The following is a 13469-nucleotide window of genomic DNA, read 5'->3' as shown; positions in this document are numbered from 1 at the left end:
GGAGCACCGAACATGACCGTTTATGCCAATCCCGGAACACCCGGCGCAGTGATGAACTTCGAATCACGGTACGAGAACTGGATCGGCGGCAAGTGGACGCCGCCCGTGAAGGGTCAGTACTTCGAGAACCCGTCGCCGGTGAATGGCAAGACCTTCACCGAGGTCGCCCGCTCGACCTCTGAGGACATCGACCTCGCACTGGACGCTGCCCACAAGGCCGCTCCGCTGTGGGGCCGCACCTCGGTCGCGGAGCGTTCGCTCGCCCTGTTGCGTATCGCCGATCGCATGGAGGCAAACCTCGAGAAGATCGCCGTCGCCGAGTCGTGGGACAACGGCAAGGCCGTCCGCGAGACCCTCGCCGCCGACATCCCGCTGGCGATCGACCACTTCCGATACTTCGCCGGCGCCCTCCGCGCCCAGCAGGGTGGCATCTCCGAGATCGACGAAGACACCGTGGCGTACCACTTCCATGAGCCCCTCGGCGTCGTGGGGCAGATCATTCCGTGGAACTTCCCGATCCTCATGGCCGTATGGAAGCTCGCTCCCGCCCTCGCGGCCGGCAACGCGGTGGTCCTCAAGCCCGCCGAGCAGACCCCGGCATCGATCCTGTTCCTGGTCGACCTGATCAAGGATCTGCTCCCGGCCGGTGTGCTCAACATCGTCAACGGATTCGGCGTCGAAGCCGGCAAGCCGCTCGCCTCGAGCAACCGGATCCGCAAGATCGCCTTCACCGGTGAGACCACCACCGGCCGCCTGATCATGCAGTACGCCTCCGAGAACATCATCCCGGTCACCCTCGAACTCGGCGGCAAGAGCCCCAACATCTTCTTCGCCGACGTGATGGCGCAGGATGACGGCTTCCGTGATCGTGCGCTCGAAGGTTTCACCATGTTCGCCCTCAATCAGGGTGAGGTCTGTACCTGCCCGAGTCGGGCACTGATCCAGGAATCGATCTACGACGATTTCATCGATCTCGCCGTGGCGCGCACCAAGAAGATCAAGCAGGGCAACCCGCTCGACACCGACACCATGATGGGTGCGCAGGCCTCCAACGATCAGTTCGAGAAGATCACCTCGTACCTGTCGATCGGTAAGGAAGAGGGCGCTCAGGTGCTCACCGGTGGTGAAATCGTCGAGCTGGAGGGCGATCTCGCAGGCGGTTACTACATCCAGCCGACGATCTTCGCAGGCACCAACCGGATGCGTATCTTCCAGGAAGAGATCTTCGGCCCAGTGCTGTCGGTGACGAAGTTCTCCGACTACGCCGAGGCGCTCTCGATTGCCAACGACACCCTCTACGGCCTCGGCGCCGGAGTGTGGACGCGGGACGGCGCCACCGCCTACCGCGCCGGCCGCGAGATCCAGGCCGGACGCGTGTGGACGAACACGTACCACGACTACCCGGCCCACGCGGCGTTCGGTGGCTACAAGCAGTCCGGTATCGGACGCGAGAACCATCTGATGATGCTCGAGCACTACCAGCAGACCAAGAACCTGCTGGTGGGTTACGCTCAGGAGGCCAAGGGCTTCTTCTGATCGGAAGCCGCTAGCCAAGAGCGACAAGAGTTTTCACCAGAAAAGAGACCGTGATGACTGCTACTGACAGAGTCGTCGCAACTGACTCCGCCGTGGAGCTCCTGACCAAGTTGTCGGAGCTCCACGGCGGCCTCATGATCCACCAGTCCGGTGGATGTTGTGACGGATCCGCGCCGATGTGCTACCCCGCGGGTGAGTTCCGGGTGGGAAGTCGCGACGTCCTCCTCGGCGAGATCGAGCTCCCCGAACTCCTTCCCGCGGTGCGGGTGTGGATTCAGGGCGACCAGTACGAGCTGTGGAAACACACCCAGTTGATCCTCGACGTCGTCAAGGGACGCGGCGCGGGCTTCAGCCTGGAGGCGCCCGAAGGGGTGCGCTTCCTGGCCCGGTCACGAGTCTTCGACGAGGCCGAGAACACCTGGCTGGACGCGTGCCCGCCCCGCAAGGGTGCAGACGTCACGTAGACATGCGCGACGTATCGGTGGTGCTGTTCGACGGCTTCGAATTGCTCGACGTCTTCGGTCCCGTAGAGATCCTCAGTGTCCTGCCCGAGCAGTTCCGGGTCACGATGGTGGCTGCGGAGGCGGGGCTGGTCGCGAGTTCTCAGGGAACGCGTGTCGAGGCGACCGATGGATTCGTCGGCGCAGCGACCCCCGACATCGTCATGGTCCCCGGCGGCATCGGATCACGACCCCTGGTGGACGACGACGTCTATCTGGCGCAGCTTCGGAACTACGTGAGGGGCGCGAATCTGGTGACCTCGGTGTGTACCGGTTCGGCGATTCTCGCCGCCGCCGGACTGCTCGACGGATATCGGGCCACGTCCAACAAGCGCTCATTCGATTGGGTTGCCACACAGGGTAGTTCGGTTATCTGGGAGCGGCAGGCCCGCTGGGTGCAGGACCGCGATCGCTGGACGTCGTCGGGTGTGGCGGCCGGCATCGACATGACCGCCGCCTTGATCGCGGACCTCGTCGACACCGAGACCGCGGAGCATGCCGCTGCGATCATCGAGTACGAGCCACAGACCGACCCGGACAACGACCCCTTCGCAGCCAGATAGGCGCCTGCGACCCGATCCGGACAAAACGGGCACACTGGGTCCATGGGCAGATCTGATGTGGTGGCAATCGTGCAGGCCGGTGGCAAGGGCTCGCGAATGGACGTGTTGACCGACTGCCGGGCAAAACCGGCGTTGCCTTTCGGCGGAAACTATCAACTGATCGACTTTCCGCTGTCCACCCTGCATCGCAGCGGGATCGACGAGGTCTGGTTGTGCGTGCAGTACGAGGCGCACTCGCTGCTCGAACAGGTGGCGGGAGGCCGTCCGTGGGATCTCGATCGCACCGGCGGAGGCCTTCGGTTCGTCCTGCCGCAGGAGACGAGTGAGGTCGACACCGAAAGTGGATTTGCGACCGGGAACGCCGATCTCCTGTATCGGATCCGAGGTCAGATCGCCGACCGCGCGCCGGAAGCTGTGATCGTCATGAGTGCTGATCACGTGTACTCGTTTGACCTCGAAGACGCACTACGGACCCATCGGTCCGCTGATGCCGAATGCACGATCGTCACCACCACGTGCTCCCGCGAGGAGGCCTCTTCTCACGCTACGGTCACCGCCCGGAAGAACGGCACCGTCACCGGGTTCGCATACAAGCCCGAGCAGCCGACGACCACCGTGATCGCGGCAGAGATCTTTGTGTACGACCCCAAGCTTCTCGTGAAGGCACTGGAAGAGCTGATCTCTCAGACGAACAAGGTGCCGGGTGACGGCGACACCGGGCTCGGAGATTTCGGCGAGCATCTGGTGCCCTGGTTCGTCGACCGGGGCAAGACTGTCGCGCACAAGATGCCCGGGTACTGGATAGATGCCGGACGCCCTGAGACCTATATGCAGGCCCACCGCGATCTCATCGATGGCACCATCGACCTGGCCGACTCGCGTTGGCCGATCCTGACCCGGCAACCACAGCGCTCCGCGGCGCGGATTGCCGCGAGCGCCACCGTGGTAGACAGCATGATCAGCAGTGGCGCACACATATTGGGCGACGTCAGGCGCAGCGTGATCGGGCCCGGCGTGGTGATCGAGCAAGGCGCTTCGGTCAACGACTCCATCGTCTTCGCCGATGCCGTGGTGAAAAAAGGCGCCTCAGTCGATTGGTCGATCATCGACGAGCGTGTGGTCATCGGCAACGGCGCATCGGTCGGCGGGCGTCCGCGTACTCGTCCGGTGCCGAGCGAGAAGATCACGATCATCGGCATGAACGCGGCGGTGACCAAGCGGGCCCGAGTCCCGCTGGGTGATCGGGTGTCACCGTCGGGTCGGGTGACGCGCTGACAGAATTCGGTGCCTGCGCGAAAGGGCCGTACGTACCGTGGAGGGATGAGGCGGAAACGGAAGGACAGCGCGTCGGGCGGTGCCGAGTGCGAGGCCGGAAATACTGCGGTCGACTACTTGCCGATAGCCGATCATGGCGTCATCGGTGACCTGAGGACCGCCGCGGTCATCGGCATCGACGGCCGTATCGACTGGTTCTGCTGTCCACGCTTCGACTCACCGAGTGTGTTCGGGTCTCTTCTCGACGCCGATGGCGGTGGCGTGTGGTCGATCCAGCAGATCGATGGTGACGTCACAACGCGCCAGTTTTACCTTCCGGACTCGAACGTCCTGGTCACCCGCTTCATGAGCGATGACGGGGTCGCCGAGGTGCAGGACCTGATGCCGCTGGTGGAGGCAGGCCGCACCGACCATCGCACCCGGATCGTCCGGCGATTCGAATGTGTCCGGGGTGCGGTCAGTTTCCGAACAGTGGTGGCGCCGCGTCTGGACTATGGACGCGCTGAGCACAGCCTGGAACTCGACGGTGATACCCGCGCCCGGTTCATCGGTGCGGATCTGACGCTGCACCTGGCGGCGACGCGGCCGTTGATCCAGAGCGACGACGGCTCCGTCACCGCGGAGTTCGACATGTCCGTCGGGGAGAGCGCCACGTTTGTACTGGCTGCTGAGCCGATCTCCGACGAGTGCTTCGAGCTCGACAGTTCGCCGGACATCGTGCATTCGACGGTCGACTTCTGGCAGAGCTGGGTGTCGCAGTCCGACTACACGGGCCGGTGGCGCGAGATGGTTCACCGCTCGGCTCTGGTGCTGAAGTTGCTCACCCACGAGCCGTCGGGCGCGATCGTGGCGGCGGTGACGATGGGTTTGCCGGAAGAGATAGGTGGCGAGCGCAACTGGGACTATCGGTACGTCTGGATTCGGGACGCGGCCTTCTCGCTGTATGCGTTGCTGAGACTCGGATTCACCTCCGAAGCAGCTGAATTCATGAAATGGCTGACGCAGCGGTTCTGTGGAGAGACCGATGAGTCGGACAGCCGGGGACCGCTGCGACTGATGTACACCGTCGACGGTGAGATGCCACCTGCGGAGACGGTGCTCGACCATTGGGAAGGCTATCGAGGATCGTCGCCGGTCGTGTTCGGCAACAACGCTTCTGATCAGCTACAGCTCGACATCTATGGCGAGCTCATCGATTCGGTCTATCTGTTCAACAAGTACGGGGCGGGGATCTCCTTCGAGTCGTGGGACCAGCTGTGTGCCGTGGCCGGCTGGCTCACCGAGAACTGGGACCAACCCGATCAGAGCATCTGGGAGCCCCGCGCCGAACCGCAGAACTACGTGTATTCACGGCTGATGTGCTGGGTGGCGCTCGAACGGATGATCCGGGTCAGTCGGCAGCGGGGGTTGCCCGGAGATGTTGTCGGCTGGATGTCGACCCGCGATGAGATCTTCGCGCAGATCATGGATCGTGGCTGGAATGACAAGCTCGAAGCCTTTGTCCAGACGTTGGATTCGGATCAACTCGATGCCTCACTTTTGCTTATACCTGCGGTCAAGTTCCTTTCGCCGACCGACGACAGGTTTGTGAAGACACTGACGGCGCTGGAGCAGCACCTGGTCAGCGACTCGCTGGTGTTCCGCTACGACGCAGCCGAAGGCTCCGATGGTCTCGCGGGCAGCGAGGGCACCTTCTCCCTCTGCTCGTTCTGGTACGTCGAGGCGCTCACGCGTTCGGGGCGGGTCGCCGAGGCCAGGCTGGCGCTGGAGAAGATGTTCACCCACGCCAACCACCTCGGTCTCTATGCCGAGCAGATCGGCGTCAACGGCGCTCAGCTGGGCAACATTCCGCAAGCCTTCACCCATCTCGCCCTGATCAGTGCGGCCATCAACCTCGATCGGCAGCTGGGGGACTGAGAGAACCCGAAGGTGCCGGCCGTGCGGCCGTCACGCGATCAATGCCCGGCCGGCGTGTACTCCCCGGGAACCATACGCGTGCTGACAGCCAGTCGGTTCCAAGCGTTGATCACCGTGATGGCCGCGATGAGATGGGCCAGTTCTTCCGGCTCAAAATGTTCGGCGACCCGGTCGAAGACCTCGTCGGGAACGAATCGGTCGGTCAGCACGGTGATTGCTTCGGTCAGTTCGATCGCCGCCACCTCTTTTGCGGTGTAGAAGTGCTTGGATTCCTCCCAGGCCGACAGCTGGACGATGCGATCGACTGATTCACCGGCGGCGAGAGCATCTTTGGTGTGCATGTCGATACAGAACGCACAGTGATTGATCTGCGAGGCACGGATTTTGACGAGTTCGGCGATCACGGGGTCGAGTCCGCTGCGGGCGGCTCCATCGAGGCGGACCATCGCCTTGTAGACGTCGGGCGCCAAGCCGGCGAGTTGTAGACGAGGCGCGTGGGCGGGGAGCCGGGTGGTCTGTGTTGTGGTCATAGGCTCAGGCTACGACCACAATGGTCCTTTGCTATGGTCCAATTCAATGTCAGATTCGTGGTCCAATTCAGAGGAGGAAACGCCGGCCTCGATCGGCGGGGTCGACCTGCATCTGGATCTGCACACCGGCCGCGTGCGAGAGGCCCTGGTGGATGCACTCAGGGATGCTGTCCGGAGCGGCCGCCTGGCACCGGGGACCTCACTGCCGCCGACCCGGTCACTGGCGGCGGATCTGGGAATGGCCAGAAACACAGCGGTGCAGGCATATTCGGAGCTCGTCGCCGAAGGTTGGCTGATCTCGAGGCAGGGTGCCGGAACCGTGGTCGCGCAGCGGGCCCCGGACCGGCCGCGCCCGGTGCCGGCCGGTGCTCGGGCGTCGGTGCCGCACCGACATCTGCACGATCTGCGGCCGGGCCGGCCGGATGTGTCGGCCTTCCCGCGCACGGAGTGGATCCGGGCGGTCCGGCGGGCGGTGTCGTCGGCGCCCGACTCCGCGTTCGGATACGGAGATCGCCTGGGCCGACCCGAACTCCGAGCCGCGGTCTCGACCTACCTTGCCCGAACGCGCGGTGTCGACGTGACGCCCGAACGGGTCATCGTCTGTTCCGGCGCATCGCACGGATTCGCACTGTTGGCCCAAGCGCTTCGCGCGCAGGGTGTCAGCGAGCTGGCGGTCGAGTCGTACGGACTCGGTATGCACCGGAAGGTCTTTCACGACAACGGTGTTCGGACGCGACCGATCGGTGTCGATGGCGTCGGTGCCCGCATTGTCGATCTCGAGGCGCTCGGGTCGCGAGCTGTCCTCTTGACGCCGTCGCATCAGTTTCCGACCGGTGTCGCTCTGGATCCGGAACGCCGAACCGCGGTCGTCGAGTGGGCGCGGCGGACCGGGGGGATCGTGATCGAGGACGACTACGACGGGGAGTTCCGATACGACCGTCGACCGATCGGTGCGCTCCAAGGTCTTGATCCCGATCACGTTGTCTACGTGGGTACGACAAGCAAGTCTCTGGCGCCTGGACTGCGACTGGGATGGATGGTGCTGCCCGAACGCATGGTGCCCGCCGTGGCTGAGTTCAAGGGTGGGCACGAAGTGGTGGGTGTCGTCGACCAACTCGCCATGGCCGAGCTGATCGAGACCGGGGCGTACGACCGACATGTTCGCGCGATGCGACTGCGCTACCGGCGCCGTCGCGACCAATTGGTGGATGCCGTGGCGGACGCGGCCCCGGACTCCCGCATCACCGGTATGAGCGCAGGACTCCATGTCCTGTTGGAGCTGGCATCAGGGAACGAGAGTGCCGTGGTCGAGGGGTCTGCGTGGCAGGACCTGGCGGTGTACGGATTGGCTCAGTTCCGTCATCCGGACATCACCGAACAGCGGGACGCGTTGGTGATCGGCTACGGCACCCCGTCGGCGAGCGGCTGGCCAGGCGCGCTCGAGGCCCTGTGCCGGGTGTTGCCCTGATTCTCCCGTCAGGCGGAGACCCACCCACAGGCCCCGGGCAGATCCCTCGCAGCGGCCGGCCCGGATGAACCCGCTGCATACGGTTGCGGCGCAGGCGGATCGGCGAGAAGCGGTGCCGCGACATCCCAGACGTGGGTGAGCCCATCGGGCCTGGTGAACAGCGATCGGTCACCGCGGAGTACGTCGTTGATCAGCCGGGAGTACGGCGCGAGGCCGTCGGCGACGGAATCGAGGGGCAGGGACAGATGACCGGTGGACAGCTTGGTCCCCGACCCTGGTTCTTTCACCGTCATCGTCATGTCGATCGCGCCGTCACCACTGAGGTCGAAGGTCAGGACCGTGCCGTCTGCGGGCGCGTCCGTGATGGGCCCGTCGGCGGGTCGCCGGAATACGAGACTGACGCGCTGCGCGCTGTGATCGAGCATCTTGCCGGTGCGCAGGATGAACGGGACGTCGCGCCAGCGGTCCGTGTCGACCCAGAGGCGGGCTGCCACAAAGGTTTCCCGGGTCGAGTCGTCAGCGATTCCCTTAGTCTCGCGGTAACCGTCGTATTGGCCGTAGACCACCTCTTTCGGGTCCAGCGGCCGGAACGCAGCTATCACCGATTCGCGGGCGTCTTGCAGATCGTCTGCATCCAAGCTGATTGGTGGCTCCATCGCGACCTCTGCTGCGACCTGGAACAGGTGAGTCACCACCATGTCGAGAAATGCTCCGGTCGCGTCGTAGAACTCGGCACGATCGTCGATGTCGAGGGTCTCGGGTACATCGATCTGGACCTGCTCGACGTGTTCGCGGTTCCAGACGCCGGAGACCATGCCGTTGGCGAACCGCAGTACATGGAGGTTCTGGGTGCTCTCCTTGCCGAGGAAGTGGTCGATCCGGTAAACCTGCTTCTCGTCGAAGACCTTGTGGACGGCGACGTCGAGCTCGCGGAACTTCTCGGGCGACGTGCCGAACGGCTTCTCGTAGACGACGCGGGCATCAGTGGCGAGTTGATGCGCTCCCAGCGCATCGGTGTAATCGATGAACGTCGTCGGCGGAAGCGCGATGTAGTGGACCAGTTGAGCACTGCCGCCAAGCTTCTCGCGCAGGGTGTCGATGACCGAGGGGAGATCACCCGGGTCGTCGACGGTGAACCCGCCGCCGGCGAAATGAACGTTCTCTGCGAACGCCTCCCACTCGGCGTCGTCGGGTGCGGTGGCGAACTCGGCGAGCGAGTCCTTGATGTGGTCCCTGAAGTCGTCATCAGAACGATGACCCCGGCCGTTCCCGATCAGGGCCCAGGACTTCGGCAGCAGATTCTCCACGGCCAGCTCGTAGAACGAGGGAAGCACCATGCGCTTGGCGAGATCCCCGGTGGCGCCGAACAATACGAAAATTACTGCCGGGGACTCATCGGGCATGTGCTGGCTCCTTGATGTCGGTGATACCTGGCTACCGAACAGTCTAGGTCAGCGATGCCGCGTCAACGGTGAGTCGCACGAACGAGAATCCAGGTCAGGATCACCGCGGCCAGCATGAAGATTCCGACATATCCGGCGACACCGATCCAGCCGGCGAGGGTGAACGCGACGCCACCGAGCGCGCCGACGATCGAACTGCCGAGGTAGTAGCCGAGTAGGTACAGCGACGAGGCTTCCGCGCGATGTGTGGTTGCCCGAGCGCTCACCCAGCCGCTCGCGACCGAGTGGGCGGCGAAAAAGCCTGCGGTGAAGAGCAATATGCCGATGAGGACGGTGGGCAACCAGTCGGGCAGGCTCACTGCGAGACCGCCGACCATCAGGATCATGGCGCCGATCAGGACGCGACTGCGGCCGAGTGAGTCGGACATGCGGCCCGCCGTAGCCGACGACACGGTGCCGGCCAGGTAGAGCAAGAAGACCAGCCCGGCGAGGGTGGCGGGCAGGTTGAAGGGGCCGGCGATGAGTCGGTAGCCCAGGAAGTTGTAGACGGTGACGAAGCCGCCCATCAGTACGAACGCCAGGCCGAACAGGCAGAGCAGCGGGGTGTCGCGCAGGTGGGCGGCGAGGTTGCGCACAGTCTGCATCGGCGCGACCGGTCTCGGCTCGAACTGCCGCGACGCCGGCACCTGTCGTGCGAACCAGACCGCGAACACCAAGGCCACCACCGAGGCGATCTCCAATGCCCACTGCCAGTCGGTGATGTCGATCGCCAGTGTCGGGATCATGCGGCCGACCAGACCGCCGATCGTGGTTCCGGCGACGTAGGTGCCCATCGCTGTACCCAGCGACCTCGCGTCGATCTCCTCGGCCAGGTATGCCATCGCGACGGCGGGCACGCCCGCACACAAGAGTCCTTGCAGCGCCCGGCCTGCCAGTAGCACCTCGAAGGTCGGACTCCAGGGCAGCACCACGCCCAGGAGCGTCGCGGAGACCGCCGAGATGGTCATCACCCGCACCCGGCCGTACCGTTCCGACAGCACGCTCGCCGGAACGATCGCGAGGGCGAGCAGTCCGGTCGCCACCGATACCGCCAGCGCGGACGTGGCGGGTGAGACGCCATAGTGCTCCGAGAACACCGGAAGGAGACCCTGAACGTAGTACAGGGTCATGAAGGTGGCCAGGCCGGCTGCGAACAGCGCCAGGCTGGCGCGCTTGTACCCGCGTTCGCCGGCGCGATGACCGGCTGGTGCGGGCAGGCAGCGCGTGGTTGAGGTATCGACTGCGCTCACTGTGTCCACAGTTCCAGCCCGACGCCATTGGCGGAAATGAATAAAACGAAGGAAACTTATACGCTGACGACATAAGGGGGCGCTATGGACAACACCTGGTTTGTCACACTGGCCGAGCTCGAGAACATGTCCGCGGCCGCTGACGAGTTGCACGCCACCCAACCGACACTGTCGCGACAGCTCGGTCGCCTCGAACGCGATCTCGGGGTCGAACTGTTCGACCGTAAGGGAAAGCGCCTGGTGCTCAACGCTGCCGGGCGCGTCTATCTCCGCCGCGTTCGGCGGGCGGTGGCGGAGATCGACGCCGCGCGATACGAACTCGCCGAACTTGCCGATCCCGTCGCGGGCCGGATCGATCTCGGATTCCTTCATTCGTTCGGTATGTGGCTGGTGCCGACGTTGATCCGAGAGTTCCGGCGTGAGTCCTCGCAGGTCGTGTTCGGCCTGGCGCAGGGCGCCGCAGAGGACATCCTGCAGCGGGTGCTCAGTGGTGATTCAGACGTTGCCATCGTCTCGCCGAGGCCGAACAACGTGGACGTCGGATGGGTGCCCATCATGCGGCAACATCTCGGGGTTGCGGTTCCGGACGGGCACCGGCTGGCCCACCGAGACAGGGTGACGATCGCCGACGTGCGCGAGGAGAGCTTCGTCGCGATGGAAACCGGCTTCGGGATGCGCAGGATTCTGGAAGAGCTCTGTGCCGCCGAAGATTTCCATCCGAAGATCACCTTCGAGTCGACCGAGCTGGCCACCGTCGCGGGGCTCGTGGCGGCGGGGCTCGGTGTCGCGGTGATGCCGGTCGAGCACGATCCGCAGCTTCCCGCGGGCGTGGCGTTGATCGTCCTGGACGGCCCAGCGAACATCCGAGAGGTGGGGCTGATCTGGAAGCGTGACACCGCGATGAGTCCGGCTGCGGCCAGGTTCCGCGACTTCGTGTCCAGCTGGGCCGGCGGCAACGACCGGACACTGCTATGAGACCGCGGGCCGCTGTAGACGCCGGTCCACCGATTACTTCTGTCGGCGAGCCCGGTCATGATGGGCGAACGCGGCGCACACGGCGCCCGTATCAGTACGAGAAGGACATCTCATGACCGCGCCCAAAGGACCGGCCTCCTACTTTCCGTCGATCGAGAAGAAATACGGTCGACCCGTTGACGAATGGCTGACGTTGATCAGGAGCTCGTCCCTGACCAAGCACAGCGAACTCGTCACCTGGTTGAAGACCGAATACGAGTTGGGGCACGGACACGCCAACGCCCTCGTCGCGTACGTCCGACAGGAAGACAAGGCCTGACGTCGCGGTGGCCCCCATCCCGGATCGTCTCCGCTGCTCCAGGGTGTGGTCAGCGGTGGGACGGTCGGCAATCCTGCGGCCGCCGGGCTGGACCGATCAGAAGACCGAACAACTCCTGCCACTGTTGTCGCGGGACTGACGGGCTACACGCTGGCAGGTAAGACGGTTCGAGTTTGCGAAATGAAACGGTGGGGTAGCTATCGGTCATCACGACGCGAGAGGACCTGAAAATGACGAATCCGAACCCGATCAACGGGACGGGCACGGACACGACGACCACCACCACCGCCCCCAACAAAGGCCGTCGAGTGTCGACGATCATCGGCCTGATCCTCGCCGCGGTCCTGGTGGTCGCGTTCATAGTCTTCGTCACCCAGAACACCGAACAGGTGCAGATCGAGTTCTTCGGTCTCAACCTCGACCTCGCGCAGGGCGTGGCGTTGTTACTCGCCGCAGTGGTCGGTTTCCTCATCGCCGTTTTGGGTGCGGGCGTGCTGCGTCTGCGCAGCAAAGTGCGCCGTCGTCGCGGCTGATCGCCGCTACCTCCCTAGCGAACTCGAGTCACCGCAGTTCCCAAAGATGTTCGAACAAACATTCGACATGTTCGTGTTTTCGCGGTAGAGTCTTTTGTAGAGAAACTTCCTGACGACGAATCCGTAATTGTTGTTGTCTGCGTGTGTTTCTGGGCTGGGGGGCCTGTATGTCTGATGGTGTTGTCATTGATTCGCCGGTGGTGGGTGCGGTTGCGGGGTTGGATGCTGCGATCGCTCTGGTGGCTGGGTTGGATCTGACGGCGTTGTCTGATTCTGAGTGTGTGCGGTTGACTGAGCGGTTGGAGGTCGCGGCGCGGCGGTTGCAGTCGGCTAGTTTGCCGGTGTTGCGGGATGTGGCTGTGCGGCGGGCGTATTCGGTGGTGGGGTGTTCGTCTCCGGCGGCGGTGTTGACGTCGTTGACGCGGATGCGTCCGGGTGCGGCTAGGGCCCGGGTGGAGGCGATGGACGCGTTGACGCCGTCTGTGACCCCGAGTGGTGAGGTGATCGGTCCACGGTTCCCGGAAACAGCGCAGGCGTTGGCGGCGGGGGTGATCGATCTCGATCATGTCGGGGTGGTGCTGGAGGTGATGGCGTCGATCCCGCACAAGGTTGACGCGGTGGCGCGGGCGAACACTGAGGTGGCGTTGGCGGATCTGTGCCGCAAGTACCCGCCGGGGCAGGTGAAGACGATCGGTGAGCGGATCGTGGACTATCTCGATCCCGACGGACGCTTGGCTGACGATGTGGATCGGGCCCGCAAGCGGGGTTTCGGTCTGGGTAAGCCGGCGACGGATTTTATGGCGAAGGTGTCCGGGCATCTCGATCCGACGACGACAGCGTTGATGGACGTGATGCTGGGGGTGTGGGCGGCGGAAGGGATGAACAACCCCGACGACGAGCTGTCCCCGTCCGGGGCCGCGGACGATCCCGCGCTCGACCCGGCCATTCTGCAGGCGGCGGCGGACAGGGACCTGCGGACTCAGTCGCAGCGCAATCATGATGCGCTCAAGGCGATGCTGTTGTATCTACTCGAGTCGGGGCAGTTGGGTAAGACCCACCGTGGGTTGCCGGTGCAGCTGATCATCACCATGACCAAAGACCAACTCGACGATGCCCTGCGCCAGCAAGAAGCAGAAGCTGAGTCCGAGGCCGAGTCTGAAC

Annotated in this window: 13 protein-coding genes; 10 read left to right on the top strand and 3 right to left on the bottom strand. The window is 64.2% G+C overall.

Annotated features, from left to right (window positions below):
- Positions 1-12: 12 nt before the first annotated feature.
- Genes exaC through J3S28_RS23640 form a run of 5 tightly spaced genes read left to right on the top strand, consistent with a single transcriptional unit; the run spans position 13 to position 5791 of the window.
- Entirely contained in the window at positions 13-1536 is a 1524-nt protein-coding gene (gene exaC / locus J3S28_RS23660) for an acetaldehyde dehydrogenase ExaC (protein WP_207843419.1), read from the top strand.
- Between the two features lie 53 nt (positions 1537-1589).
- On the top strand, positions 1590-2000 hold the full coding sequence (locus tag J3S28_RS23655; RefSeq protein WP_084837940.1) for a DUF779 domain-containing protein: 411 nt from the start codon (positions 1590-1592) through the stop codon (positions 1998-2000).
- A 2-nt stretch (positions 2001-2002) separates the two neighbouring features.
- Positions 2003-2599 carry a DJ-1/PfpI family protein gene (locus tag J3S28_RS23650; RefSeq protein WP_207843418.1) on the top strand — a complete coding sequence of 199 codons (597 nt, stop codon included), beginning with the start codon at positions 2003-2005 and terminating at the stop codon, positions 2597-2599.
- Positions 2600-2641: 42 nt separating this feature from the next.
- Positions 2642-3874: a glucose-1-phosphate adenylyltransferase family protein gene (locus J3S28_RS23645; protein ID WP_207843417.1), complete on the top strand. Its 1233-nt coding sequence runs from the start codon at positions 2642-2644 to the stop codon at positions 3872-3874.
- Positions 3875-3919: 45 nt separating this feature from the next.
- Positions 3920-5791: a glycoside hydrolase family 15 protein gene (locus tag J3S28_RS23640; RefSeq protein ID WP_207843416.1), complete on the top strand. Its 1872-nt coding sequence runs from the start codon at positions 3920-3922 to the stop codon at positions 5789-5791.
- Between the two features lie 38 nt (positions 5792-5829).
- Here J3S28_RS23640 and J3S28_RS23635 read toward each other — a convergent pair whose 3' ends face one another.
- Positions 5830-6321, bottom strand: a complete 492-nt coding sequence (locus tag J3S28_RS23635; protein ID WP_207843415.1) for a carboxymuconolactone decarboxylase family protein — start codon at positions 6319-6321, stop codon at positions 5830-5832.
- A gap of 46 nt (positions 6322-6367) precedes the next feature.
- Here J3S28_RS23635 and pdxR point away from each other — a divergent pair, with 46 nt between their 5' ends.
- Positions 6368-7789, top strand: a complete 1422-nt coding sequence (gene pdxR / locus J3S28_RS23630; RefSeq protein WP_207843414.1) for a MocR-like pyridoxine biosynthesis transcription factor PdxR — start codon at positions 6368-6370, stop codon at positions 7787-7789.
- An 8-nt stretch (positions 7790-7797) separates the two neighbouring features.
- On the opposite strand, the gene J3S28_RS23625 is transcribed toward pdxR, so the two are convergent.
- Positions 7798-9192: a glucose-6-phosphate dehydrogenase gene (locus J3S28_RS23625; RefSeq protein WP_207843413.1), complete on the bottom strand. Its 1395-nt coding sequence runs from the start codon at positions 9190-9192 to the stop codon at positions 7798-7800.
- A 62-nt stretch (positions 9193-9254) separates the two neighbouring features.
- Positions 9255-10481, bottom strand: a complete 1227-nt coding sequence (locus tag J3S28_RS23620; RefSeq protein ID WP_372436067.1) for an MFS transporter — start codon at positions 10479-10481, stop codon at positions 9255-9257.
- An 84-nt stretch (positions 10482-10565) separates the two neighbouring features.
- Between J3S28_RS23620 and J3S28_RS23615 the strand changes: the two genes are divergently transcribed.
- The 4 genes from J3S28_RS23615 to J3S28_RS23600 all read left to right on the top strand — a co-directional run.
- Positions 10566-11456, top strand: coding sequence for a LysR family transcriptional regulator (locus J3S28_RS23615; protein ID WP_207843412.1), 891 nt, complete (start codon positions 10566-10568; stop codon positions 11454-11456).
- Between the two features lie 112 nt (positions 11457-11568).
- A complete protein-coding gene (locus tag J3S28_RS23610; RefSeq protein ID WP_207843411.1) occupies positions 11569-11775 on the top strand; it encodes a DUF4287 domain-containing protein in 207 nt (68 codons plus the stop codon).
- A 230-nt stretch (positions 11776-12005) separates the two neighbouring features.
- The gene (locus J3S28_RS23605; protein WP_207843410.1) at positions 12006-12308 is read left to right on the top strand and encodes a lipopolysaccharide assembly protein LapA domain-containing protein; all 303 of its coding nucleotides are present in this window, start codon (positions 12006-12008) and stop codon (positions 12306-12308) included.
- A gap of 167 nt (positions 12309-12475) precedes the next feature.
- Positions 12476-13469 (top strand): DUF222 domain-containing protein (locus J3S28_RS23600; RefSeq protein WP_207843409.1); only part of this gene is annotated, 994 nt, incomplete at its 3' end.

It is taken from the genome of Williamsia soli (genome assembly GCF_017377795.1).
GTDB lineage: Bacteria > Actinomycetota > Actinomycetes > Mycobacteriales > Mycobacteriaceae > Williamsia > Williamsia soli.
Note: the sequence above shows the minus strand (reverse complement) of the source record. Positions and strands in the feature narration are given on the sequence as shown.

Coding starts and splice junctions, on each gene's coding strand:
- exaC (WP_207843419.1), top strand. CDS start 13: ATGACCGTTTATGCCAATCCCGGAACACCCGGCGCAGTGATGAACTTC.
- J3S28_RS23655 (WP_084837940.1), top strand. CDS start 1,590: ATGACTGCTACTGACAGAGTCGTCGCAACTGACTCCGCCGTGGAGCTC.
- J3S28_RS23650 (WP_207843418.1), top strand. CDS start 2,003: ATGCGCGACGTATCGGTGGTGCTGTTCGACGGCTTCGAATTGCTCGAC.
- J3S28_RS23645 (WP_207843417.1), top strand. CDS start 2,642: ATGGGCAGATCTGATGTGGTGGCAATCGTGCAGGCCGGTGGCAAGGGC.
- J3S28_RS23640 (WP_207843416.1), top strand. CDS start 3,920: ATGAGGCGGAAACGGAAGGACAGCGCGTCGGGCGGTGCCGAGTGCGAG.
- J3S28_RS23635 (WP_207843415.1), bottom strand. CDS start 6,321: ATGACCACAACACAGACCACCCGGCTCCCCGCCCACGCGCCTCGTCTA.
- pdxR (WP_207843414.1), top strand. CDS start 6,368: ATGTCAGATTCGTGGTCCAATTCAGAGGAGGAAACGCCGGCCTCGATC.
- J3S28_RS23625 (WP_207843413.1), bottom strand. CDS start 9,192: ATGCCCGATGAGTCCCCGGCAGTAATTTTCGTATTGTTCGGCGCCACC.
- J3S28_RS23615 (WP_207843412.1), top strand. CDS start 10,566: ATGGACAACACCTGGTTTGTCACACTGGCCGAGCTCGAGAACATGTCC.
- J3S28_RS23610 (WP_207843411.1), top strand. CDS start 11,569: ATGACCGCGCCCAAAGGACCGGCCTCCTACTTTCCGTCGATCGAGAAG.
- J3S28_RS23605 (WP_207843410.1), top strand. CDS start 12,006: ATGACGAATCCGAACCCGATCAACGGGACGGGCACGGACACGACGACC.